At 39.3% G+C, this 22,055-nt stretch carries 21 protein-coding genes; 12 read left to right on the forward strand and 9 right to left on the reverse strand.

The genetic code is table 11. The annotated features are described in order from the left end of the window. Positions 1 to 135 precede the first annotated feature (135 nt). Positions 136 to 2,598 (reverse strand): endopeptidase La, encoded by a 2,463-nt coding sequence (lon, locus tag AABB81_RS01290; protein ID WP_342158067.1) that lies wholly within the window; start codon positions 2,596 to 2,598, stop codon positions 136 to 138. 296 nt (positions 2,599 to 2,894) lie between these two features. On the opposite strand from lon, the gene AABB81_RS01295 reads away from it, so the two are divergent. The 4 genes from AABB81_RS01295 to AABB81_RS01310 are packed head-to-tail and all read left to right on the forward strand — an operon-like array spanning position 2,895 to position 5,848. Further along, positions 2,895 to 3,461: an RNA polymerase sigma factor gene (locus AABB81_RS01295; protein ID WP_342158068.1), complete on the forward strand. Its 567-nt coding sequence runs from the start codon at positions 2,895 to 2,897 to the stop codon at positions 3,459 to 3,461. A gap of 6 nt (positions 3,462 to 3,467) precedes the next feature. Beyond that, positions 3,468 to 4,010: a DUF4179 domain-containing protein gene (locus tag AABB81_RS01300; RefSeq protein ID WP_342158069.1), complete on the forward strand. Its 543-nt coding sequence runs from the start codon at positions 3,468 to 3,470 to the stop codon at positions 4,008 to 4,010. A 20-nt stretch (positions 4,011 to 4,030) separates the two neighbouring features. Next, complete coding sequence (locus AABB81_RS01305; RefSeq protein WP_342158071.1) at positions 4,031 to 5,113, forward strand: hypothetical protein; 1,083 nt, start codon at positions 4,031 to 4,033, stop codon at positions 5,111 to 5,113. Positions 5,114 to 5,125: 12 nt separating this feature from the next. Further along, complete coding sequence (locus tag AABB81_RS01310) at positions 5,126 to 5,848, forward strand: head GIN domain-containing protein (protein WP_342158072.1); 723 nt, start codon at positions 5,126 to 5,128, stop codon at positions 5,846 to 5,848. Positions 5,849 to 5,900: 52 nt separating this feature from the next. On the opposite strand, the gene AABB81_RS01315 is transcribed toward AABB81_RS01310, so the two are convergent. Genes AABB81_RS01315 through AABB81_RS01335 form a run of 5 tightly spaced genes read right to left on the reverse strand, consistent with a single transcriptional unit; the run spans position 5,901 to position 10,317 of the window. After that, entirely contained in the window at positions 5,901 to 6,290 is a 390-nt protein-coding gene (locus AABB81_RS01315; RefSeq protein WP_342158073.1) for a hypothetical protein, read from the reverse strand. A 3-nt stretch (positions 6,291 to 6,293) separates the two neighbouring features. Further along, positions 6,294 to 7,493: an alanine dehydrogenase gene (locus AABB81_RS01320; protein WP_342158074.1), complete on the reverse strand. Its 1,200-nt coding sequence runs from the start codon at positions 7,491 to 7,493 to the stop codon at positions 6,294 to 6,296. Between the two features lies 1 nt (position 7,494). Next, the gene (gene tsaE, locus AABB81_RS01325; RefSeq protein ID WP_342158076.1) at positions 7,495 to 7,902 is read right to left on the reverse strand and encodes a tRNA (adenosine(37)-N6)-threonylcarbamoyltransferase complex ATPase subunit type 1 TsaE; all 408 of its coding nucleotides are present in this window, start codon (positions 7,900 to 7,902) and stop codon (positions 7,495 to 7,497) included. A 36-nt stretch (positions 7,903 to 7,938) separates the two neighbouring features. Further along, complete coding sequence (locus AABB81_RS01330) at positions 7,939 to 8,658, reverse strand: YebC/PmpR family DNA-binding transcriptional regulator (RefSeq protein WP_342158078.1); 720 nt, start codon at positions 8,656 to 8,658, stop codon at positions 7,939 to 7,941. Positions 8,659 to 8,688: 30 nt separating this feature from the next. Continuing rightward, complete coding sequence (locus tag AABB81_RS01335; protein ID WP_342158079.1) at positions 8,689 to 10,317, reverse strand: acyl-CoA carboxylase subunit beta; 1,629 nt, start codon at positions 10,315 to 10,317, stop codon at positions 8,689 to 8,691. A 138-nt stretch (positions 10,318 to 10,455) separates the two neighbouring features. Here AABB81_RS01335 and AABB81_RS01340 point away from each other — a divergent pair, with 138 nt between their 5' ends. The 4 genes from AABB81_RS01340 to AABB81_RS01355 all read left to right on the forward strand — a co-directional run bounded on the left by AABB81_RS01340 (position 10,456) and on the right by AABB81_RS01355 (position 13,993). Continuing rightward, positions 10,456 to 10,986: an NADPH-dependent FMN reductase gene (locus AABB81_RS01340; RefSeq protein WP_342158080.1), complete on the forward strand. Its 531-nt coding sequence runs from the start codon at positions 10,456 to 10,458 to the stop codon at positions 10,984 to 10,986. 2 nt (positions 10,987 to 10,988) lie between these two features. Beyond that, entirely contained in the window at positions 10,989 to 11,426 is a 438-nt protein-coding gene (locus tag AABB81_RS01345) for a MarR family winged helix-turn-helix transcriptional regulator (protein ID WP_342158081.1), read from the forward strand. Between the two features lie 10 nt (positions 11,427 to 11,436). Continuing rightward, on the forward strand, positions 11,437 to 12,159 hold the full coding sequence (locus tag AABB81_RS01350) for a pirin family protein (RefSeq protein WP_342158082.1): 723 nt from the start codon (positions 11,437 to 11,439) through the stop codon (positions 12,157 to 12,159). A 145-nt stretch (positions 12,160 to 12,304) separates the two neighbouring features. Beyond that, complete coding sequence (locus tag AABB81_RS01355) at positions 12,305 to 13,993, forward strand: histidinol-phosphatase HisJ family protein (protein ID WP_342158083.1); 1,689 nt, start codon at positions 12,305 to 12,307, stop codon at positions 13,991 to 13,993. A gap of 10 nt (positions 13,994 to 14,003) precedes the next feature. Here AABB81_RS01355 and AABB81_RS01360 read toward each other — a convergent pair whose 3' ends face one another. Continuing rightward, positions 14,004 to 14,432 carry a VOC family protein gene (locus AABB81_RS01360; RefSeq protein WP_342158084.1) on the reverse strand — a complete coding sequence of 143 codons (429 nt, stop codon included), beginning with the start codon at positions 14,430 to 14,432 and terminating at the stop codon, positions 14,004 to 14,006. A 127-nt stretch (positions 14,433 to 14,559) separates the two neighbouring features. On the opposite strand from AABB81_RS01360, the gene AABB81_RS01365 reads away from it, so the two are divergent. The 4 genes from AABB81_RS01365 to AABB81_RS01380 are packed head-to-tail and all read left to right on the forward strand — an operon-like array spanning position 14,560 to position 17,862. After that, complete coding sequence (locus AABB81_RS01365) at positions 14,560 to 14,994, forward strand: Dabb family protein (protein ID WP_342158085.1); 435 nt, start codon at positions 14,560 to 14,562, stop codon at positions 14,992 to 14,994. Positions 14,995 to 15,003: 9 nt separating this feature from the next. Continuing rightward, positions 15,004 to 16,401: a M20/M25/M40 family metallo-hydrolase gene (locus AABB81_RS01370; protein WP_342158086.1), complete on the forward strand. Its 1,398-nt coding sequence runs from the start codon at positions 15,004 to 15,006 to the stop codon at positions 16,399 to 16,401. Between the two features lie 8 nt (positions 16,402 to 16,409). After that, on the forward strand, positions 16,410 to 17,000 hold the full coding sequence (locus AABB81_RS01375) for a hypothetical protein (protein WP_342158088.1): 591 nt from the start codon (positions 16,410 to 16,412) through the stop codon (positions 16,998 to 17,000). Between the two features lie 37 nt (positions 17,001 to 17,037). Then, positions 17,038 to 17,862 (forward strand): PIG-L deacetylase family protein, encoded by an 825-nt coding sequence (locus AABB81_RS01380; protein WP_342158090.1) that lies wholly within the window; start codon positions 17,038 to 17,040, stop codon positions 17,860 to 17,862. Positions 17,863 to 17,937: 75 nt separating this feature from the next. On the opposite strand, the gene ftcD is transcribed toward AABB81_RS01380, so the two are convergent. Both ftcD and AABB81_RS01390 read right to left on the reverse strand, forming a co-directional pair. Then, the gene (ftcD, locus tag AABB81_RS01385; protein ID WP_342158091.1) at positions 17,938 to 19,632 is read right to left on the reverse strand and encodes a glutamate formimidoyltransferase; all 1,695 of its coding nucleotides are present in this window, start codon (positions 19,630 to 19,632) and stop codon (positions 17,938 to 17,940) included. Between the two features lie 119 nt (positions 19,633 to 19,751). Next, positions 19,752 to 22,049, reverse strand: coding sequence for a TonB-dependent receptor (locus tag AABB81_RS01390; protein WP_342158092.1), 2,298 nt, complete (start codon positions 22,047 to 22,049; stop codon positions 19,752 to 19,754). Positions 22,050 to 22,055: the final 6 nt, after the last annotated feature.

The raw sequence follows: 22,055 nt of genomic DNA on the forward strand, positions 1-22,055 counted from the left end.
TGTATCTGTTATCACTAAAACTTTAATCAAAAAAGAAATTTCAGAATAAATCCCTAGTAATCCATTGACTATACGTAAATATAAACAAAAAATAAAGGTCATTTCTTTCGAAATGACCTTTATTTTCAAAACGTCTTAAAGCTGTACCCTTTTTTTAGGTTTCTTAACCTTTTCTTTTAATAAAGCGAGATTGATAACTTCTTTCATTTCTTTTACATAATGGAAACTTAATCCCTTCAAATACTTTTCATTGATTTCCTCAACATCCTTTCTGTTTTCATCACAAAGAATAATTTCTTTTATGTTGGCTCTTTTTGCTGCCAGGATTTTTTCTTTGATTCCTCCAACGGGAAGCACTTTTCCCCGAAGCGTAATCTCACCGGTCATCGCCAGTCTGGCTTTTACTTTTCGCTGAGTGAGTGTCGACACCAAAGAAGTAAGCATGGTGATTCCTGCACTTGGACCGTCTTTTGGTGTAGCCCCTTCAGGAACATGTATATGTAAGTTGTTATGGATCACTGTTTTATAATCTATGCCAAATTCATCAAGATTTGCCTTTATGTATTCAAGGGCAATCGTAGCCGATTCTTTCATGACTTTACCCAGATTACCTGTAATCGATAATGTACCCTTGCCTTTTGACAGGATTGATTCTATGAAAAGGATGTCACCACCTACACTTGTCCATGCAAGCCCTGTTACAACCCCGGGGATTTGGTTGTTTTCGTATTTATCCCTTTCAAGGTGTGAAGGACCAAGGATGGATTCAATGTCCTGGTTCGTGATTTTGACATTGTATTCTTCGTCCATGGCAATTGATTTTGCGGCGAATCTAACAACCTCTGCCAGTTTCTTTTCAAGACCCCTTACACCCGATTCACGCGTATAACCGGTTACGATTTTTTCAAGTTGTTTTTTGCCTACTTTAAGGTTTGAAGTATCCAGGCCGTGTTCGCGCAATAGTTTTGGAAGCAAATGTCGCTTGCCGATTTCAACCTTTTCCTCAACGGTATAACCACTTACATTAATAATTTCCATTCTGTCACGAAGTGCCCATGGAATTGTTGATAAAGTATTTGCCGTCGCGATAAACATCACTTTTGAAAGGTCATAACCAACTTCCAGGTAATTGTCATAAAAATCAGTATTCTGCTCAGGATCAAGAACTTCAAGCATAGCTGAAGAAGGATCTCCGCTATGATTTGAGCTCAATTTATCGATTTCATCCAATACAAATACAGGATTCGATGTTTCGGCTTTTTTAATACTTTGAATTATCCTGCCTGGCAGTGCCCCTATATACGTCTTTCTGTGCCCTCTGATTTCGGCTTCATCACGTAAACCGCCCAATGACATTCGAACATATTTTCTGCCCAGAGATTCAGCAATTGACTTGCCAAGAGAAGTTTTACCCACTCCAGGAGGTCCGTACAAGCATATTATGGGAGATTTCATGTCTCCTTTTAGCTTTAACACCGCTAAATGTTCAATGATCCTTTTTTTAACCTTTTCAAGACCGTAATGGTCCCTGTCTAAAATCTTTTCTGCCCTTTTAAGATCAAACAAGTCGGTACTGTATTCTTCCCATGGTAATTCAAGAAGGAGGTCAAGATAATTTCTTTGTACCGAATATTCGGCTACCTGAGGATTCATCCTTTGCAGTCTTCCAATTTCTTTCTCGAATGTATCCTGAATTTCCTTACTCCATTTTTTCTTAGTTGCCAGCTCCCGCATTTCTTCAATCTCTTCATCATGCGAAACCCCACCAAGTTCTTCCTGAATGGTTTTCATTTGCTGATGAAGGTAATATTCCTTTTGCTGCTGGTCCATATCTTCACGAACCTTTGACTGAATAGCGTTGCTGAGTTCAAGCCTTTGCAGCTCCTTATTCATTTTTTTTAAGGTGGCCAGGGCCCGGCTTTTTAAACCATTGATATTCAAAAGTTCTTGTTTCTCTTCTGTGGTCAAATTCAGATTGGATGATACAAAATTGACAAGAAAGGAATTACTTTGAATATTTTTAATGGCGAAAGCTGCTTCTGTCGGGAGGTTCGGATTTTCTTTGATGATTCTCAGGGAGATATCTTTGATTGAATCAATGATAGCCTTGAATTCAGTGTCATTTTTTTCGGGAAGCGTCTCAACGATTTCTTTGACCTTTGCCTTTAAATAAGGTTTCTCTTCAATTAATTGATCTATTTCAAACCGTTTTTTACCTTGCAGGACCACCATGGTATTCCCATCAGGCATTTTAAGAATCTTAAGGATGCGCGCAACCGTTCCTATCTGATATATATCTTCCAGACCCGGATCTTCTGTTGCTTCGTTCTTTTGGGCCACCACACCTATCGTCTTGTTGCCCTTGTTTGCTTCTTTTAACAATTTGATAGATTGATCACGGCCCGCGGTAATCGGGATGACCACTCCGGGAAACAGTACCGTATTTCTCAGCGGAAGAATTGGTAATGTTTCGGGGACATCTTCTTTTCTTATTTCCTCTTCATCTTCAGGCGTCATCAACGGAATTAATTCGGCCTCTTCATCAAGAATATTTTGAAGTGACAAGTTGTCAATATTTATAATTTTTGATCTGCTCATACTTTTTTTAAGTCATTTTGACATTATTAATACAAACTCGATGTAGGTTTGTATATTTTCTCATTATTCAATTATCTCATTTAGAAAGAGTTGTGTATTAATAACCTTTCTATGCCTTATCTAATGGTCAATTCTTGTGCCAAGCAGCTATTTCATCAGAAGAAAGTTTCTCAAGCATGGATACTTAAATTATTATATTGATAATTAATCCTTTATAAAAAATTGTAATTTTATTTCATTAAAGTGTAACATCACGATAAATGAATTGTCATTAATATAGAACCAAAGCATTGCAAGTGGAACAACAGCATATAACCGAACTATTACAGGCTTGTAAAAACGGAAGTACAACAGCGCAATTTGAGATATACAAATTATATTACAAGGCAATGTTTAATACAGCCCTAAGAATTCTGCAGAATAGTTTTGATGCAGAGGATGTAATGCAGGAGGCTTTTTTAAATGCCTTTACAAAATTGGATACCTATAAAGGGGAAGTGCCTTTTGGAGCCTGGTTAAAAAGAATTGTGATCAACAGAAGTTTGACGCAGATAAAAAAGAAAAACAAATTACAGGAGGTGAATTTAGAAGTCATTGATAGAAAGCTTGAAGATGTGGATGAAAACGAAGTAAACGAATCAAAAATTGACTATGTGAATTTAAAAGTTAAGAAAGTGGCTCATGCGATGCAGCAATTAAAAGATAGTTATCGAAGGGTACTTACTTTAAGTTTGATCGAAGGCTATGACAATGAGGAAATTGCAGAAATACTCAATATCAGCAATGAGAATTGCAGAACGAAGATCTCAAGAGCCAAGAGCAGGTTACGTAAAATACTAACGGAGTCATCCGTTTTAAATTGAAGGATCATGAAAAATAATATGGAAGAATTTTTTAAGAATAATAAGCACGAATTTGATTTTGCTGAGCCGGATGTAGGCCATTTTGAAAGATTTCGCGCAAGATTGGAGAAAGTTGATGAGACTCCAAAGAAAAAGGGAGGAACACCCTGGTATATATTGGCAGTGGCCGCATCGGTCTTATTGTTTTTTGGTTACTGGATGGGTAATTACAATCAAAGCGATTCCCGAGGGATAGACCTTGCGGATGTATCTCCTAAAATGGAAGAGACTCAGAATTTTTATATGACCAGTATTCAAAAAGAGGTGGAAGAAATTAAGACGAGAAAAACACCGGCGAATCAAAAAATTATTGAGGATGCTTTTATACAACTGGAATTACTTGAAACAAATTATCGCAAACTTACTTTAGAGCTCAAAGAAAGCAATGCTGATAAACGTGTTATATATGCCATGATCACTAATTTTCAAACCAGGCTTCAAATTTTACAGAATTTGATGGATCAACTTGAGGAATTTGAAGAATTGGTGCCTCAGGAAAACAGAGTTTAACATTATTAAAATCAAAAGTCATGAATAGAAGGATACAATTATTAATAGCCATGTTTTTGGTGGTACCCATGTTGGGTATTGCTAATCCTAAAAAAAACGCAGGGGATTATGAAAAAACCAAAACCATTAAAAAAGAATACGACGTGAATGCTGATGCAAACCTCAGTATTGAAAATAAATATGGAAATGTAGACGTCATTTCCTGGGATCAGAATAAGGTTGAAATAGAAGTGACCATCACAGTGAGCGGAAATAACGAAGCTAAAGTAATTGAAAGGCTATCCAAGATCAATGTAAAATTTGAAAACAGCAGATCTGCGGTTTCGGCTAAAACAACGCTTGAAAACAATTCAAAAGGCTGGTACAATTCAAAGAATAAAATGAATTACCAGATTGATTACAAGGTAAAGGTACCTGTTACCAATAGTATCGACCTAAATAACGATTATGGAACCATTACTTTGAATGAGATCAAGGGAAAGGCAGAAATTAGTTGTGATTATGGGAAAATACTTATTGGAAGCCTGTATCACATAAATAACAGTGTCAATATTGACTATACTTCAGACTCAGAAATAGGGTTGATGAATGGAGGTAATGTTAATGCAAATTATTCTAAATTCAGGGTTGGGAAGGCTAAAAATATTGAATTAAATGCCGACTATACCGAATCTGTTTTTGAAAACATTGAAGAATTGAAATTTGTTTGTGATTATGGAAATGTTGAGGTAAAAAACGCGAATATCATAGAAGGTCAGGGAGATTATATAACCATGCGATTCGGAACCATTTACAAAAAGCTTAGCATTCAGGCTGATTACGGTGGCATTAAAGTGGATAAGTTGATGAAGGGTTTTGAGAGCATTGATATTCATACAGATTATGCAGGTATTAAAATAGGTCTTGATAGTGATGTGTCTTTTGATTTTATCGCCGAATTAAACTATGCCGGTTTTGACTATGACGAGCAGAATATAACTTATCTTAAAAAAGTGGTAAAATCCTCTTCCAGCTATTATGAAGGCTTTGTCAATAAAGAAAATTCTGGATCAAAAATGGAAATAAGTTCTGAATACGGAGGTGTAAAAATTTATAACAACTAATATAACGTAACAATGAAAAATTCAATTTTAAAATCGACTGTCTTACTTTTAATTTTAACCCTCGCATTCGGTACTTCTTATGCGCAGAAAGTAAAGGGGAATGGAAAAATTATAAATAAAACCAGGACTGTCGGAAGTTTTGACGGGGTAGGGGTATCAGGTTCCTTTGATGTCTTTTTAGTGGCCGGTGAAGAAGGAAAGCTTGATATAAGCGTTGAAGAGAATCTTGAGCCTTATTTGATTACAGAAGTAAAAGATGGCACTTTAAACATCAAATGGAAAAAGGGGACAAATATAAGAACTTCAGCCAAGACGACGGTAACAGTTCATTTTAAGAATATAAATTCTCTGGCCATGGCAGGATCGGGTGATATCATTGGAAAAGATAAAATCAAAGGCAATTCTTTAAATGTGGCCCTTGCCGGATCCGGAGATATTGATGTTGAGATGGATGTCCAGCAGCTTAAAACAGCTATATCGGGATCCGGAGATATTGAATTTTCAGGGAGTGCAACCGAATTTGAAGCAGCCGTATCCGGTTCAGGAGATGTTGATGCCTATGATTTGAAAACAGAAAAGGCAGCCTTGAAAATCTCTGGTTCAGGCTCTATTGGAGTACATGTAGAGAAGGAAATTGTTGCCAGGGTTTCAGGCTCCGGAGATATCAAATACAAAGGGCAACCCAGAATCGAAGACATTAAAGTAAGCGGTTCAGGCAATATCAGTTCTTATTAAAATTATTGTGGTTAGTTGATAAGTAAATGTCGGTACCCGTGGGTATCGGCATTTATTTTTTCTCCTCTGTCTTTCTTGTAAGCGTTTTTACAAGTGCAGTTGAATCACATAATTCCACTGTGATCACAAGCTCTTTTAGGTCACCGGAACCTTCTATCCAGTAATTTCTGCAAGGATCATTCTTTACCTGGCTTTTTGAAAAATCGATTTCTCCCCTGTTGAGTACCTGCATGACGTCCAGGCTGTCGGTTGGGGTTGAAAGGAGTACTTCTTTTACATCCTCGCTGAGCATGATCTTTTTCTGGCTTATGATATTTAAGATCCTGTCATTGGGTAACCAGTTGCAGGATGCTTTTTTACCTCCGAGAAAAAAGAAAACTAGAACGATTCCAATGGCGAAACCAAACCCATACAGCGTAAAACGCGTTTTCATGTCGTCCATTGGCTAGAAAATAAGCAGGTTGATGTCAGTAAAAGGCAGGTTGAACCAATCTGCAATACGCTTATTGGTAAGAATTCCATGGTAAAAATACATACCTTTCTGGAGGCTTTTGTCAAATCTGGCAGCATTTTCTATACCCCCCATTTCACCTACATTTAAAAGGTAAGGTGTAAAAATATTGCTTATGGAAACGGATGCGGTTCTGGAATACCTAGAAGGTATATTCGGAACGCAGTAATGAATTACGCCGTGTCTTACGATAGTTGGTTTACTGTGTGTGGTAATCTCTGAGGTTTCAAAACAACCTCCATTGTCGATGCTGACATCAATAACCACAGCTCCGTCTTTCATTTGCTCCACCATCGTTTCACTAACTACCACGGGTGTTCTGGTTTTTCCCCTCAAAGCCCCAATAGCAACATCGCATTCAGCGAGTGACTTGGTTAAATTTTTTGGCTGAATGGTAGAAGTGGCAATCGGATGCTGTAATTTGTGTTGTATGCTTCTCAATTTCGTGAGTGAGTTGTCAAAAACTTCTACGCTTGCACCCAATCCCATTGCAGAACGGGCGGCGAATTCAGCAACGGTACCGGCACCTATAATAACGACCTTACTCGGTGGGACCCCTCCAATATTACCTAACAAAAGGCCATTTCCGATATTGTTATTGTTCATAATCTCGGCAGCGATAAGTACCGAGGCAATTCCGGCAATTTCACTTAAGGATTTTACCAGAGGGTAAATACCATGTGAGTCTTGAATATAATCAAAGGCTATGGCAGTGATTCTTTTTTCCGCCAGGGCTTTAAAATATTCCTTTTTCTGCGTTTTGATCTGCATGGCCGAGATCAAAACACTTTGCGGATTTATCATCTTGACCTCATCAAGAGACGGAGGTTCAATTTTTAATATAATGTTACAGGCAAAGACATCATTTGCATTATATGAAATTTTCGCACCTGCTTCAGAATATTCCTGATCAGTATAATTTGTTCCATCCCCTGCACCTGATTCTACTACGATTCTATGGCCATGTGAAGTAAGCGCAGCTACTGCGTTGGGGGTGAGACAAATACGTTTCTCATCGAAATGTGTCTCTTTAGGGATACCGATATATAATTCGTCCTTATGCTTTTTTATTTCAAGCATCTCGGGTTTTGGCATCAGCTCTTCACGGCTAAAAGGTGAAAGTTGTTTGGACATTTTAGTTGATTTCTATGGTTCTGGTATTATCCTGATTAATGCTTAATTTAATAACAACCGACTCTAAAGGTAGTAAATTTTCAACTTTATCCGGCCATTCTATAAAACACCAGGCCTCGCTGTCAAAATATTCTTCAATTCCCATGTCATAGGCTTCTTCCTCGCTATTTATCCGGTAAAAATCAAAATGATACAGGGTTTCTTCGTTTATTGAATGGTATTCATTAACAAGAGAAAAAGTGGGTGAACTGGTAACATCATCAACACCAAGCTGCTTAGAGATTTCTTTGATCAAAGTGGTTTTCCCACTTCCCATAGGCCCGTAAAACAGCAACACTCTTGAGTTGCAGTTATGCAGAATCCATTTGGCAGTTTCCGATATTTCAGAAAGCTGGTATGTTCGCTTCATGCTTGATATTTCTTGTATAAAAACTTATCTGTTGCTTTAATTCAATTCCATTGAATGATAGACATTTTGCACGTCATCCTCCTCCTCAAGCCGCTCTAAAAGCTTTTCAACATCCGCCTGCTCTTCTTCACTTAATTTTTTGGTTGTGGTTGGGATTCTCTCAAAACCAGATGAAAGTATCTCCAGTTCATTTTCCTCAAGGTATTTTTGAATGGCACCGAATTGCTCAAAAGGAGCATAGATCAGGATTCCGTCTTCATCCTCAAACACTTCTTCCACGTCATAATCGATCAATTCCAGTTCAAATTCTTCAAGATCCATTTTTAAGCCCTCAGCAGCGATCCTGAAATTACAGGTATGGTCAAACATAAAAACAACTGATCCCGATGTGCCAAAGGTTCCATCACATTTATTAAATGCAGCACGAACATTGGCAACGGTTCGGTTATTGTTATCTGTAGCGGTTTCGATCAATACGGCTATACCATGCGGGGCATATCCTTCGAAAAGAATCTCCTTGTAGTCTGCAGTATCTTTATCAGATGCTTTTTTGATAGCCCTCTCAACATTTTCCTTAGGCATATTAGCTGCTTTTGCATTTTGCATCACAGCCCTTAGCCGGGCATTGGTCTCAGGATTTGGACCACCTTCTTTAACCGCCATTACGATATCTTTACCAATTCTGGTAAAAGTTTTGGCCATGGCCGACCAGCGTTTCATTTTTCGGGCTTTTCTAAATTCAAATGCTCTTCCCATGATTTGTTAGTTTGTCAATTTTGAAATGTGTTAAACTTGTAATATGCCTAAATTGAACTTTTTTTCGATAGGGGCCTGATTGGCTGCATGAATACCTGAACTGATCCAATGTCTGGTATCCAATGGATCAATAATGGCATCAGTCCATAATCTTGCCGCAGCATAATAAGGCGAAATTTGTTCTTTATAGCGATCAGTGATCGTTTGAAGTATCTCGTTTTCCTTTGCTTTGCTTATAGTTTCTCCTTGTTTCTTTAAAGTTGCCGTTTCTATTTGCAGCAGTACCTTGGCCGCCTGTTCCCCGCCCATAACAGCCAACTCCGCACTTGGCCAGGCAACAATCAGTCTCGGGTCATACGCTTTTCCACACATGGCATAATTTCCGGCACCATAGCTGTTGCCAATCACGACGGTAAATTTCGGAACCACTGAATTGCTTACGGCATTTACCATTTTTGCCCCGTCTTTGATAATGCCTGAATGCTCTGATTTACTGCCAACCATAAAGCCTGTTACGTCCTGAAAAAACACCAGCGGTATTTTCTTTTGATTGCAATTGGCTATGAATCTGGTCGCCTTATCGGCACTGTCTGAATAAATCACGCCGCCAAATTGCATTTCGCCTTTTGCATTTTTCACCACCTTTCTTTGATTGGCAACGATACCAACGGCCCAACCATCTATCCTGGCATAGGCACAAATGATGGTTTTGCCATAGTTCGCTTTGTATTCCTGCAATTCTGATTTATCAACCATACAGCGCAGGATCTTTTTCATATCGTACTGTGCAGATCTCGCCTGTGGCAAAAGCCCGAACAGATTCGATTCGGGTTCTGAGGGTAACTGAGGTTCAGACCTGTTGAATCCCGCGCTTTCCTGGCTGCCTATTTTGTCTATAATGTTGATGATTGTTTCAAGGGCATCCTTGTCATCCTCTGCCTTGTAATCACAAACTCCCGAAATCTCTGTATGGGTAGTTGCTCCGCCGAGTTCTTCATTTTCAATCAGTTCTCCAATAGCCGCCTTAACCAAATAACTTCCGGCAAGAAAAATACTTCCTGTTTTGTTGACAATAATAGATTCATCACTCATAATGGGCAGGTAAGCACCTCCGGCCACACAGCTTCCCATCACTGCCGCAATCTGTGTAATCCCCATGCTGCTCATGATCGCATTGTTTCTGAAGATCCTCCCAAAATGTTCTTTATCCGGAAAGATTTCATCCTGCATAGGAAGGTATACGCCTGCGCTATCAACTAAATAAATGATCGGGAGTTTATTCTCCATGGAGATTTCCTGTGCCCTAAGATTTTTTTTTGCAGTAATCGGAAACCAGGCACCGGCTTTTACCGTGGCATCATTGGCGACGACAATACATTGTTTTCCTTTGATAAATCCTATTTTAACCACAACCCCGCCAGAAGGGCAGCCCCCTTGTTCGGCATACATCCCGTCTCCGGCAAAGGCAGCAATTTCAAGCGCTTTCTGAGGCTCATCAAATAAAAAGTCAATGCGCTCACGTGCTGTCATTTTACCTGCTTCGTGAAGTTTGGATATCCTTGCTTCACCGCCTCCTAATGATACATGACGCAGCTTTTTCCTTAATTGAGAAGCCAGCAATTTATTGTGGTCTTCATTCATATTGAAGTTGATATCCATTATTTTTTGATCCTGATTTAAAGGGCTAAAGTACAAAATGCAGGTCAATTATCAGATAAAATATACCATGTAAATAAATACCATGGTAAATATATAAATAATTTTGTATATTTGTACCTCAAACTAAAAATGTCACACATGAAAAACATCATAACAATTGGAGGAAGTACGAGTAAAAACTCCATTAATAAGCAACTGGCCGAATATACGGCTTCATTAGTCGAAGGGATTGAAACCAATAACCTTGACCTCAATGATTACGACTTACCGCTTTATTCGGTCGATATTGAAAATGAGTTTGGGTTTTCAAATGATTTAAAATCTTTAAACAGACTGGTTGAAGAGGCCGATGGGATTATCATATCACTGTCAGAGCACAATGGAGCCTACAGTGCAGCATTTAAAAACGCTTTTGACTGGTTATCAAGAATTGAAGCCAAGGTATGGCGAAACAAACCCATGCTGTTGCTGAGTGCATCTCCAGGACCGAGAGGTGGTCAGTCTGTGATGGATATTGCTCTAAACAGGTTTCCTTATAACGGAGGAAATATTATTGGTTCGATGACTTTTCCCTCTTTCGAAGAGAATTTTAAAGACGGAGTTGTTGCCAATAAAGAATTGAAAGAAAAGTTGATGGCCTTAAGTGATGAATTCTCAAAAAGCTTGTAATCATGGGAGACCTTGCCAAGGAAATCAATTCAGCTTTTTCGAATGAAAGGTTGAAAGCACTTTTAAATATCAAATATACAGCGGGCTGGCTCGATCAAATTGGTACCGAATTGCTGAAACCATTTAATATTTCAGAGCAGCAATACAATATTTTAAGAATATTAAGAGGTGCAAGAAAAGAAATTACTGTTACAGAAGTAAAAGAGCGAATGGTTCAGAAATCCCCTAATACAACGAGACTCATGGACAAGCTTTGTGAGAAAAAATTGACGGAAAGAAGGAGGTGTGACAATGACCGACGAGTTGTATTTGTAAAAATCACTAAAAAAGGGCTGACACTTCTGGAAAAGATCAACTTAAAGGATTTTGACATGTATATGAATCGATTGACTGAGTCAGAAGCTAAAACATTGAATGATTTGTTGGATAAAATAAGATAAACCAAGAGATATGAAAACAAAAATATTTAGGGCCAATGAGAGAGGGCATGCAAATTATGATTGGTTGAAGGCTAATTATTCTTTCAGTTTTGCAAATTATCGCAATTCGGAAAGAGACAATTTTGGGGCTCTAAGGGTCTTAAACGATGATTTTATTAAGGGAGGTACAGGTTTTGCTGAGCATCCTCATCACAATATGGAAATCATTTCAATTCCTCTACAAGGGGGGCTTAAACACAAAGATTCGATGAGTAACAAATGGATTCCGTTGCTTACCGGAGAGGTACAGGTAATGAGCGCGGGTACTGGTGTATTGCACTCTGAAAGAAATTACGATGTACAAGAAGAATTGAATTTGTTTCAAATATGGATCATTCCTGAAAAGTCGGGAATAAACCCGGCATATGGTCAAAAATCATTTGATCCCGAAGAGAGAAAAAACAAGTTGCAGGTACTGGTTAAAAGTTATAAGGATGCTGAGGCAGATGATTTAAGCATCCATCAGGATGCCCGGATTTCAAGAATTGACCTCAGTGGAGCAAATACCTTTGAATATCAATTAAAATCAACAAATCACGGTGTTTATCTCATGCTTATTTCAGGGAAGGTAAAACTGAATGATGCGATGCTGGAATCAAGGGATGCAATGGGTATTTGGAAATCAGATTCCTTTACCGTGACTGCTGAGGATCATTCTGAAATCCTTTTTATTGAAGTACCCATGTTTTTTTAATGATACATGACTAATGTTGCAAAATCCATAATCTGCTGACCAGAGGTTCTGTAATCTTGTAAATTTATCCTGATTTCTGTGCTAATTCTGCACTGCAATTGTTATGTTTGCAGCCATTATTAACGTCTTATATTGATAGGAAGAAATGAAGAAATTTAATGATTTTATTTGGGAAACCCACGGGATTCATGCGGGTACTGAAAATGATCATGTCAAGCATGGAATTGACAAGTTGGAAGACATAGTCGACAAGGCTATAGCAGAAAAACACCCGAGTATTACTTTTATCATTCACAGCCCGCGGCTGACCAATTTTCGATATGAAGCCGAAAAGGATACCAACATTAAATTCATTAGGGGAGATCGGTCTTATATCAATTATCCCAAAAGAATAGCAAATCTCCGCAAAAAATATGAGGGCCGGATCAATATCAAATACGGTGTGGAACTTGAATGGATGGGGGCCGACCTTGGCCTTCTTTGGAGCAGATCAAAGATATTTCAGGCAGAGGAGGCCGATTTTGTTATTGGCTCTGTTCATTTTGCTCCAGAAGGATTGCCTTATGACGGTTCGAAGGAAGAGGCACTGGAACTTTTAAAACAGAGAGGATCACTTGAAGCTTACTGGAATGGTTATATCAATGAAATGATTGAAATGATCGAAAGTTTTGGGGATATGATTCAGGTTGTAGGCCATATAGACCTTCCTAAATTGAACGTAGAGGTTCCGGATGTACTGCTTCACTTTGAGACCAGTTCTCATCCACTGGCCAATAAATTCAGGACTTTATTAGAAATTATAGCCGATAGAGACCTGGCTTTGGATGTGAATATGGCTGGTGATTTTAAGGGAGTAGGGGTGTATCCATCTCAAAATATTCTGAAAAGGGCCTTTGAGTTGCAGATTCCTGTTGCCCTGGGGACAGATACGCATCACGTGAGGTATTACGGGCATAACTTTAAGGAAAGTCTGGAATACATCTATAAAGCAGGTTATCAGCAATACGTGAGTTTTTCAAAGCTTATTCCTGAAAAGAGAACAATCTTCGATGACCATGACCTTAAGGTTAAATACACGATCCTCAATAAGGGAATTGAATTATTAAATCAACGCTTTCATCATGGAAGCAGGAGAATCATTCCTGACTTTTCTTTTGGAGGTTCTTTTTCTGAATTTATCGACATTTATAAAAATGCTACAGGGATGGGCGATTATAATGCCGTAAGGATCAGGAAGGGAAATAAATCTATTACAGTTTCAAATGAAACTCCGGTATCAGGGAAAACCAAGGTCAAAGGGCTTTTTTCAAAACATCGTGATCAAGCCGGAGTATTGTCGTCACTTTTCAACTCGCTGGCCTCAGAGAGAGTCAACGTTGAAACAGCTCGTTTACATTCGAATAATGATGGAACGGCCGTGGCCTTTTTAACGCTTGAAGCAGAAAATGGCAATGTCAAAAATGCCATTGATTTTGTTCACGGTACCGACCAGGATACATTCCTGGAACTTACTTATGATCAAAATATAGATCTTCCAAATTTTTATGGGGAGGGAGTTTATTTGTATGAAATGGATGGCGTGGAACTGAAAATAGCGCTAAGCCCAAAGATGATCCTGACAAAGCATGAGAATTCCCCGGGAGTTCTGTTGATATTGCTTTCGGCCCTGGCCTCAAAAAATATCAATATCATCGATATGCGCCTGGGAAAAAGAAACAAAGTAGGTTATTCTGCTTTGGCAATTGACGGTGATTCAAATATAATTAAAGCGCTTCTTGCAAAACTAGGAGAACAATATTACGAGGCTAATCTTGTCGAATTTCACAGCATGTAGACATTTCAGTTTATTTAGCAAATAGGCTTTCTATATTTTTAAAGGCTTTAAATTCGAGAGCGTTTCCCTCAGGATCAAGAAAAAACATGGTGGCTTGTTCGCCGGCTTGACCCTTGAATCGTATATACGGTTCGATAATAAACTTAATATTCTTGCCTGAAATCATTGTTTTGAATTCATGCCAGACGTCCCAGTCAAGCACTACGCCAAAATGGGGAACAGGAATACTATGACCATCCACCGGGTTGTATACTTTTTTGGGAACTTCGTCGGTCACCGGTCTTTGATGTATCACCAGCTGATGCCCAAAAAAATTGAAATCCACCCAATGCGACGAGCTTCTTCCTTCTTCACATTGCAGGACCTCTCCATAAAATTTCCTGCAAATGGAAAGATTATCAACCGGGATAGCAAGATGGAATGGACTAATTTTGTTCATAAGTGTATAATTTAGAGTATAAGAGAATTCCAAAAGAATATTTATTCTATGTTATAGATTACTTTCTATAAATATATACATTTGCTAAAATATCTTGCTGAGAAATGTATCTTTATTGAAAAAAATCATGAAGGCTGTTACACTGATATGTGGTTTTCTTTGCCTTGTTTGTTTGAATGCCTGCTTTGACAGGGAAGCAAGCAATACACCTGAGATACCCAAATACCTGAAAACTGAAAAGACTCAAAAATTGAAAAAACTCAGACATATCGTATTGTTAAAATTTAAAGAAACGGCAACCCAGGCCGATATTTATAAAGTAGAGCAGGCTTTTGCAGAACTGCCATCACTTATTGAGCAGATCAGGGAATTTGAATGGGGTCTTAACAATTCTCCCGAAAATTTAAACAAGGGTTATACGCATGGATTTTTACTTACATTTGATAATGAAAAGGACAGGAATCTTTATTTACCGCATCCCGATCATAAAGCTTTTGGAAAGATTTTGCAACCTATTCTAGATGACGTACTCGTTGTTGATTACTGGACAAACACAAACTAAATATATCGTATGAAGCTAAATATTTTATTCACTTTTTTACTTATTTCCTGGGTGGTCAATGCGCAGGAGGATGCCAAAATAATTGAAAACATGTACAATACCTCCTTAAGCAACGGCATGAGTTATTCCTGGCTTGATCACCTTTCTAATGAGATCGGAGGTCGATTGTCCGGATCAGATGGGGCTCGGCGAGCCGTGGAATATACCAAATCTGAATTGGAAAAACTCGGTTTAGATAAAGTGTGGTTGCAACCTGTCATGGTGCCAAAATGGGTTAGAGGGGCAAAGGAAAGTGGGTATTTTACCACCGGAATGGATCGGCATGAATTGCATATCTGTGCTTTGGGAGGATCTGTCGCTACACCCCGGGAAGGGCTCATTGGAGAGGTAATAGAAGTAAAGGGTATTGATGAATTAAAAAGCCTGGGGCCTGACAAGGTAAAAGGCAAGATTATTTTTTTTAACCGACCCATGGAGCCAACACTTATTGAAACCTTCAGGGCCTATGGGGGATGCGTTGACCAGCGTTATTCAGGTGCGATGGAAGCAGGTAAACTTGGAGCGATCGGGGTTGTGGTCAGGTCAATGAATTTGCGGCTTGACAACTATCCTCATACGGGAGCCATGACTTATGGTGATCTTCCCGAAAACCTGAGAATTCCTTCAGCTGCCATCAGCACGATCGATGCAGAAGCTTTGAGCATGGCGCTGTCAAATGATGCCTTATTAAAACTGAGTTTTAAACAAGACTGCAGGCAATTTGATGATGTTGAATCTTTTAATGTAATCGGTGAGATAAGAGGTTCAGAATTTCCCAATGAATTTATCGTAGTTGGAGGGCATCTTGACTCCTGGGACATGGGAGATGGATCTCATGATGATGGTGCAGGCGTTGTGCAATCTATGGAGGTACTGAGATTGATGAAATTCCAGGAGCAAAGACCCAAAAGAAGTATACGTGTGATACTGTTTATGAACGAGGAGAACGGCCTTAGAGGCGGACGAAAATATGCTGAAGAAGCAAAATTCAATCGGGAGCAGCATATCCTGGCTTTGGAGAGCGATTCAGGAGGTTTTACACCAAGAGGATTTTCTTTTGACTGTAGCGACGAGGAATTTGATCAGGTCAAAAGCTGGGAACATCTTTTTAAGCCTTATCTGATCCATTATTTTGAAAAGGGTGGGAGTGGAGCCGATATTGGACCGCTGAAAACCGAGGGAATCGTACTGGCCGGATTAAGACCTGATTCTCAACGCTATTTTGATTATCACCATACAAGTATTGATACTTTTGACGCAGTGAATAAGCGCGAACTTGAACTGGGTGCCGCAACAATGGCATCATTGGTATATTTGTTTGATAAATACGGGCTTAAAGACAAGAAAAACATCCCAATAAAAAATTAATATGCCTTATGAAACATCGAATAGTATTAACTTTGATGATATACATGAATTTATTTATGAGCCAGGCACAAGAACACTACGAAGCATTGCCGTATTTTCAAATTCCAGAGGCACCTGAAGCCTATAGCCAGGGGGCTATAGCAGCCAGAATGGTAGACGGGTTGGGGTTTAGGTATTACTGGGCCACTGAAGGCCTTAGCCCGGAAGATTTGGCATTCAGGCCCTCTCCTGAAGCCAGGACTTCACAAGAAACTATTGACCATATTTTAGGACTTTCCACTGTGATCTTAAATTCAGCGCTGCACAAAACAAATGAAGGCAACGATTTTAAAGATTTAAGTTTTTATGAAAAACGCAAGTTAACCCTGAATAATTTAAAAACAGCCGCGGATATCTTCAGGGAGAGTGATGATCTGGCTGAATTTACAGTAGTATTTAAAGGTAAAAACGGTACCAATACATTTCCTTTCTGGAATCAAATTAACGGACCGATCTCTGATGCCATTTGGCATTGTGGACAAGTAGTTTCTTTTAGAAGATCTTCAGGGAATCCTTATAATTCGAACGCCAGTGTTTTTATGGGAAGATTGAGGGAATAATTGAATTGTTTAATAATATTTTGATAAATAGAATCATATGAAAAAGTTGTTGATATGTTTCACTATAGTTCTCGGTTTGCTTTCGGGAAATACGCGAGGACAGCAGTTATCGGACGAATTTGAGAAAAACAAAAACAAAACCATACTTGCCATTTTTGCGCATCCTGACGATGAGGGCTATGTGACGCCGATTTTTGCCAAATATGCGAAGTTGGGCGTGAATATTCAATTAGTTGTTGTTACCGATGGATCAAAAGGTGTAACGGCTCATGCCAATATTGAGGCCGGTGACGCATTGACAAAGGTGAGGAAGCTGGAGACTGATTGTGCCGCCAAAACTTTAGGTATTAACCCGCCTGTTTTTCTTGGTTATACAGATGGAACTTTAGCCTCCATGGGAAGCATGGCTACCCTGGATGATAAAATTGACAGCTTGTTTGTCAAATTGCGGCCTGATGTCGTAATCACGTTCGGACCAGACGGGGCCTACGGTCATCCGGACCACAGAACCGTGAGCAATTTGGTTACTGAAGTATATCAAAAGCAGGGTCTGGCATCTTCAAATCAACTGTTATACGTAGGTTTTTCAGCAGAGTCAATAAATCAAATTACCGGGCTAAAAACCGATACAGGTAAATGGTTTAAAGAGAATATTCATACTACAGACATGAAATATTTAACGTACAGGGTTCCTTACAGTAAAGAAAATTATGAGTTGGCCCGGAATTCATTTTATTGTCATGAATCACAGTTTACCAGAGAAGAAATGGATGATTTATGGCTTCTGTTGGGTGCCGAGCGTTACGTCTATTTTCGGCCCTGGAATGGATCGGCTAAAATACATGATGACGTATTCGAATAAGCCTGCAGAAATCTCACCTCTCACTTCTCCCTTCTCACCTGTCTGTCGGCAGGCAGGATGGCTTCTCCCTTCACATTACATTCTGGAATCGATAATATCCATAACAGAGCTTTCAAGCTCCAGTGTCTTTTTATAAATAACCGCGGCTTCGGAAAGGATCTTGTCGACAAAGGACTTGTCTTTAATATCTTTTGCATTGATTCTAACATTAAAATACGCCCCGATTACTGCAGTTCTTGCACAGAGTACACCTACACCTGCGTCTGACAATGAATTTGGCAACCCGTCTTTGATCATGGCTTCCATAACCTCTATTGAATCATAGGCGGTTTTCATTACCTGAAAGGGAATTTCTGTAGCGTATTTAGTAGCATTTTCAACCGCTTCCATCCGTATCGTTTTTTCTTCAGCAGTACCCTTGGGCAAGCGAAAAGCTTCTATGATCCCATTAAAAGAATTGGTGTCTTCATCAACAAGATACAGTAGCTTATTTTTATAAGCCTGGCCTTTTACAGCCCATGAGGAGAAAGTTTCCCACTGATCATCCCAGCCTGGTTTATGGGCCGAAAGGTTCGCAACCATAGTGCCGAGTGAAACTCCCAATGCACCTACGTAAGCGGCAATGGAACCACCACCCGGAGCCATTGATTCACTGGCTGTTTCTTCGGCCAAACCGGCCGCCGTAAGGTCGATCAATTTAACCTTTTGCTTGTCTTTAAGAAGGTATTCAATTATTTTTTCTTCCGGGTTGAATGGTTTCAAATCATCCAAACCCAAAGATTTTACTGCAATTTTAATTTTTTCGCTTTCTGCGATGCCCAACGACCGTTCCTGTTTGATCAAATAATAATCAGCCGCATCCAGCATGGCCTGCAGAGGAATTAGCCCGATCAGCTCAGATCCGGTAACTCTTAAACCCCTTGCATCGGCAGCTTTGCAGGTGGCGTCAAAGGCTTCATGCATCGACGTGATGCTTATATTGGTTAGGTTATAAGAGATTTGAGCAATTCCGTATTCCTCAATATACCATCCAATTCCCTTCACGGCTTTTAGTTTACCCGGAATCCTGACAGGCTCCCCATGCTCATCAAGTACTTTTTTACCCGTCGATGGGTTTCCTTCTCTTTTGATCCTGCCGGCTTCTCTGATGTCAAAGGCAATGGCATTGGCCCTTCTCGTGGAAGTTGTATTGAGATTCACGTTATAGGCTATGAGAAAGTCCCTTGCAGAAATGGCTATGGCACCTGTTTTTGCTACATTTGAATTGAAACCTGCCGGCCCGAAATCAGGCTTCCATACAGGATTTGCCAGTTTGTCTTTTAATCCTTCATATTCTCCTGAGCGACAGTTCGCCAGATTTATTCTTTTTTCTGTTCTGGCTGCTTTTTCATAAAAATAACCTGGAATTCCCAATTCTTTGCCTACCCGTTCACCCAATTGGTGTGCATAAGTGACAGTTTCTTCCAAACTGATACCCGAAATGGGTACCAAAGGACAAACATCGGTCGCGCCAAAACGCGGATGTTCACCGGAATGTTTTTTCATGTCGATCAATTCTGAGGCTTCTTTGATCAGCAGAAAGGCAGCCTCGATTACTTTTTCGGGTTCTCCTACAAAAGTGATCACGGTCCTGTTGGTAGCTTTCCCTGGATCTATATCCAGTAATTTTACGCCCTCGATTGTTTCAACAACCCTTGCAATTCTTTGTATTTTGTCGTTATCTCTTCCCTCGCTAATATTCGGGACACATTCTATGAGTCTTTTTTCCATCCTGCTTGATTTGATTTGCCAAATTTAGGAATTGCCCCAACATTTTAAGGTTTTTTTTAAAAGAAAAACAAGCGCTGCATAACATAAAGTCAGGGTCAGTGTAAAAACATGCATATGGCTTATAAGAATTTGAAATTAAGCCCTAAAACAATGTTCCGTCCTGGATTTGGTATCAAATCTGCTTTTAGAACAGATAAGTGCGAAATATAGGTTTCGTCAAGTAAATTGTTAAAACTGAGGTTCATGCCGATGTTTAATTTTTGCAAGGAAAGATTGGCGCCCATCCTTAGGTGCAATAAGTTATAAGCCGGGGTAGCAGTTTCGTTAAGACTGACTTTATTTTGTTCTAAAAATGAATCCAATACCAGGGCAGCATAAAGCTCATTGAATTTTTCTGTACCCTTGAATTCAACCCTGATGGTATTGGCCCATTTATTGGCTGGGATCAAAGGAAGGTAGTCTCCACTTATTTGTTCTCCAATAACCGTTTCATAAGTACTTTCGAGATGCAACCAATCAAAGGGATGAGGATGCAAGTGAATACCGAACTCTCCTCCATATAATTTTGCATCACTTTGAACGTATTTAAATGCCTGGTAATTGTCAATCATCTCTCCCGTAGGATTGGCAAAAATATAGTTATCTAGTTTATTATAGAAACCATTGGCAAATACCTCCAGATGTTTATTACCGTATTCCAGGGAAAGATCTAACTGAAAATTATATTCACTCTCCAGGTCAGGATTTCCTACTTCAAACCTATTGGAACCGTGATGAACCCCAAAAGAAGTAAGTTCTGCAAGATTAGGGGCCCTGAATCCACTGGCCAGATTAATTCGCGAGGTAATTTTATCGAAGAATACATTTTTATAACCTAATGAAAAAGTAAAGTTACTGAATGATCTATCCAGCCCCGCGATGGTAATATCCTGAGAAGGAAAATCAGGATCTTCCTTTTCAAAATCAGATGATGACAAGCTTCTGTGGTCATATCGGACACCTCCTTGCAAAGAACTTTTGTCGTTAATCGAAAGGGTACTTGTCAGGAGCAAGCCTATATCATTGGTGATGGCATCCGGAATCAATATTTCTTCACCAAAATTGCGATTTTCCTGATACATTCCCTGTAAGCCGGCAATAGTCTCAAATTGACCCATTTTTACCAGGTTATATTTTAAATCATAAGACAAGGTTTTCAGTTTCATATCAAGGGCAGCCTCTTCGCTTTCATGTTCCTCTTCTTCACCACCCTGAAAGTCAGGTTCCTCGTCTCCATGGTCGTGCTCATCTTCAAATTCCTTTCTGTTATTTACAATGTACCCCAGGTTGAGATCAATTTTTGACTTGTTTAAGTAAAAATGGTTGTGCAGACTCAGTATATGTGTATTGAGGTCCTGAAAGGGAAGGGCAGGGGATCTGGAAGTGGTTTGTTCTTCTATACCTTCGGGAATGCCTATTTCAGACTGGTTATAGTTATAACGAAACTCTGTTACAAATTGATCGAGATTCAATCCGATACCTGTTTTAAAATCTTTTTCTGTAAAGCGTGAATTGGTAACCCTGTCTCCATCGGGAATATGATAATCAGCATGACTGTTAAAACCACCTCTGGCGATGAATTTCACTTTCTTTTTCGAAGTTTTAAAGCCTATAGAAGTATTGCTTCCCAGGGTATTTGACAGGAAAGTCTGACTCAGGTCAACCTTTGTTTCTCCCTGATAAGCAAATTTTTCAGGGTTTAAATAAAGGACGCCACCTAAAGCATCAGATCCATAAAGCAGGGAAGCGGGTCCTTTGATTACTTCCACACTCTCAATACCCGATTCGTTCATCCCAAGGCCATGTTCATTGCCGAATTGTTGATTTTCCAACCTTACTCCCTGTGTATAAACCAAAACACGGTTTCCACTAAGACCCCTGATAACCGGCTTTCCGATACCGGTTCCGGTGGTTATTTCAGCCACCCCCGGAATATTACTGATACTTTGCATCAGGGTTGGGGCACCTGCTTTTTTTAGTATCTCCATGCTTTTAGATTCAATTTTCATCACATTCTCACTTTGCAGTTTATTGAATGGGGCCGAAAGGATAACCTCATCCATATGGAATACTGATGGGGTCAGAGATACTTCAAGAATCGTTTCTTTTGATTTTATTTGTACCTCGAGGTTCTCGGTATTAAAACCGACAAAACTGATACTTAACTTATGCGTTCCGTTAGGGATATTGTCCAGTGTAAACATACCTGACTCGTTAGAAGTAGTCCCGATATGTAACTGTTCTATATAGATGTCGGCTCCAAATACCGGCTCTTTGTTTTCGTCTAAGATATTTCCATTAATTGTATTTTGGGACCAAAACACATAAGGAGATAAGAAGAAGAGGATGATCGTATAATAGAAAAAATGTATTTTCATAAAAAT

Origin of the sequence: Lutimonas vermicola (assembly GCF_038433205.1) — a bacterium.
Lineage (GTDB): Bacteria > Bacteroidota > Bacteroidia > Flavobacteriales > Flavobacteriaceae > Lutimonas > Lutimonas vermicola.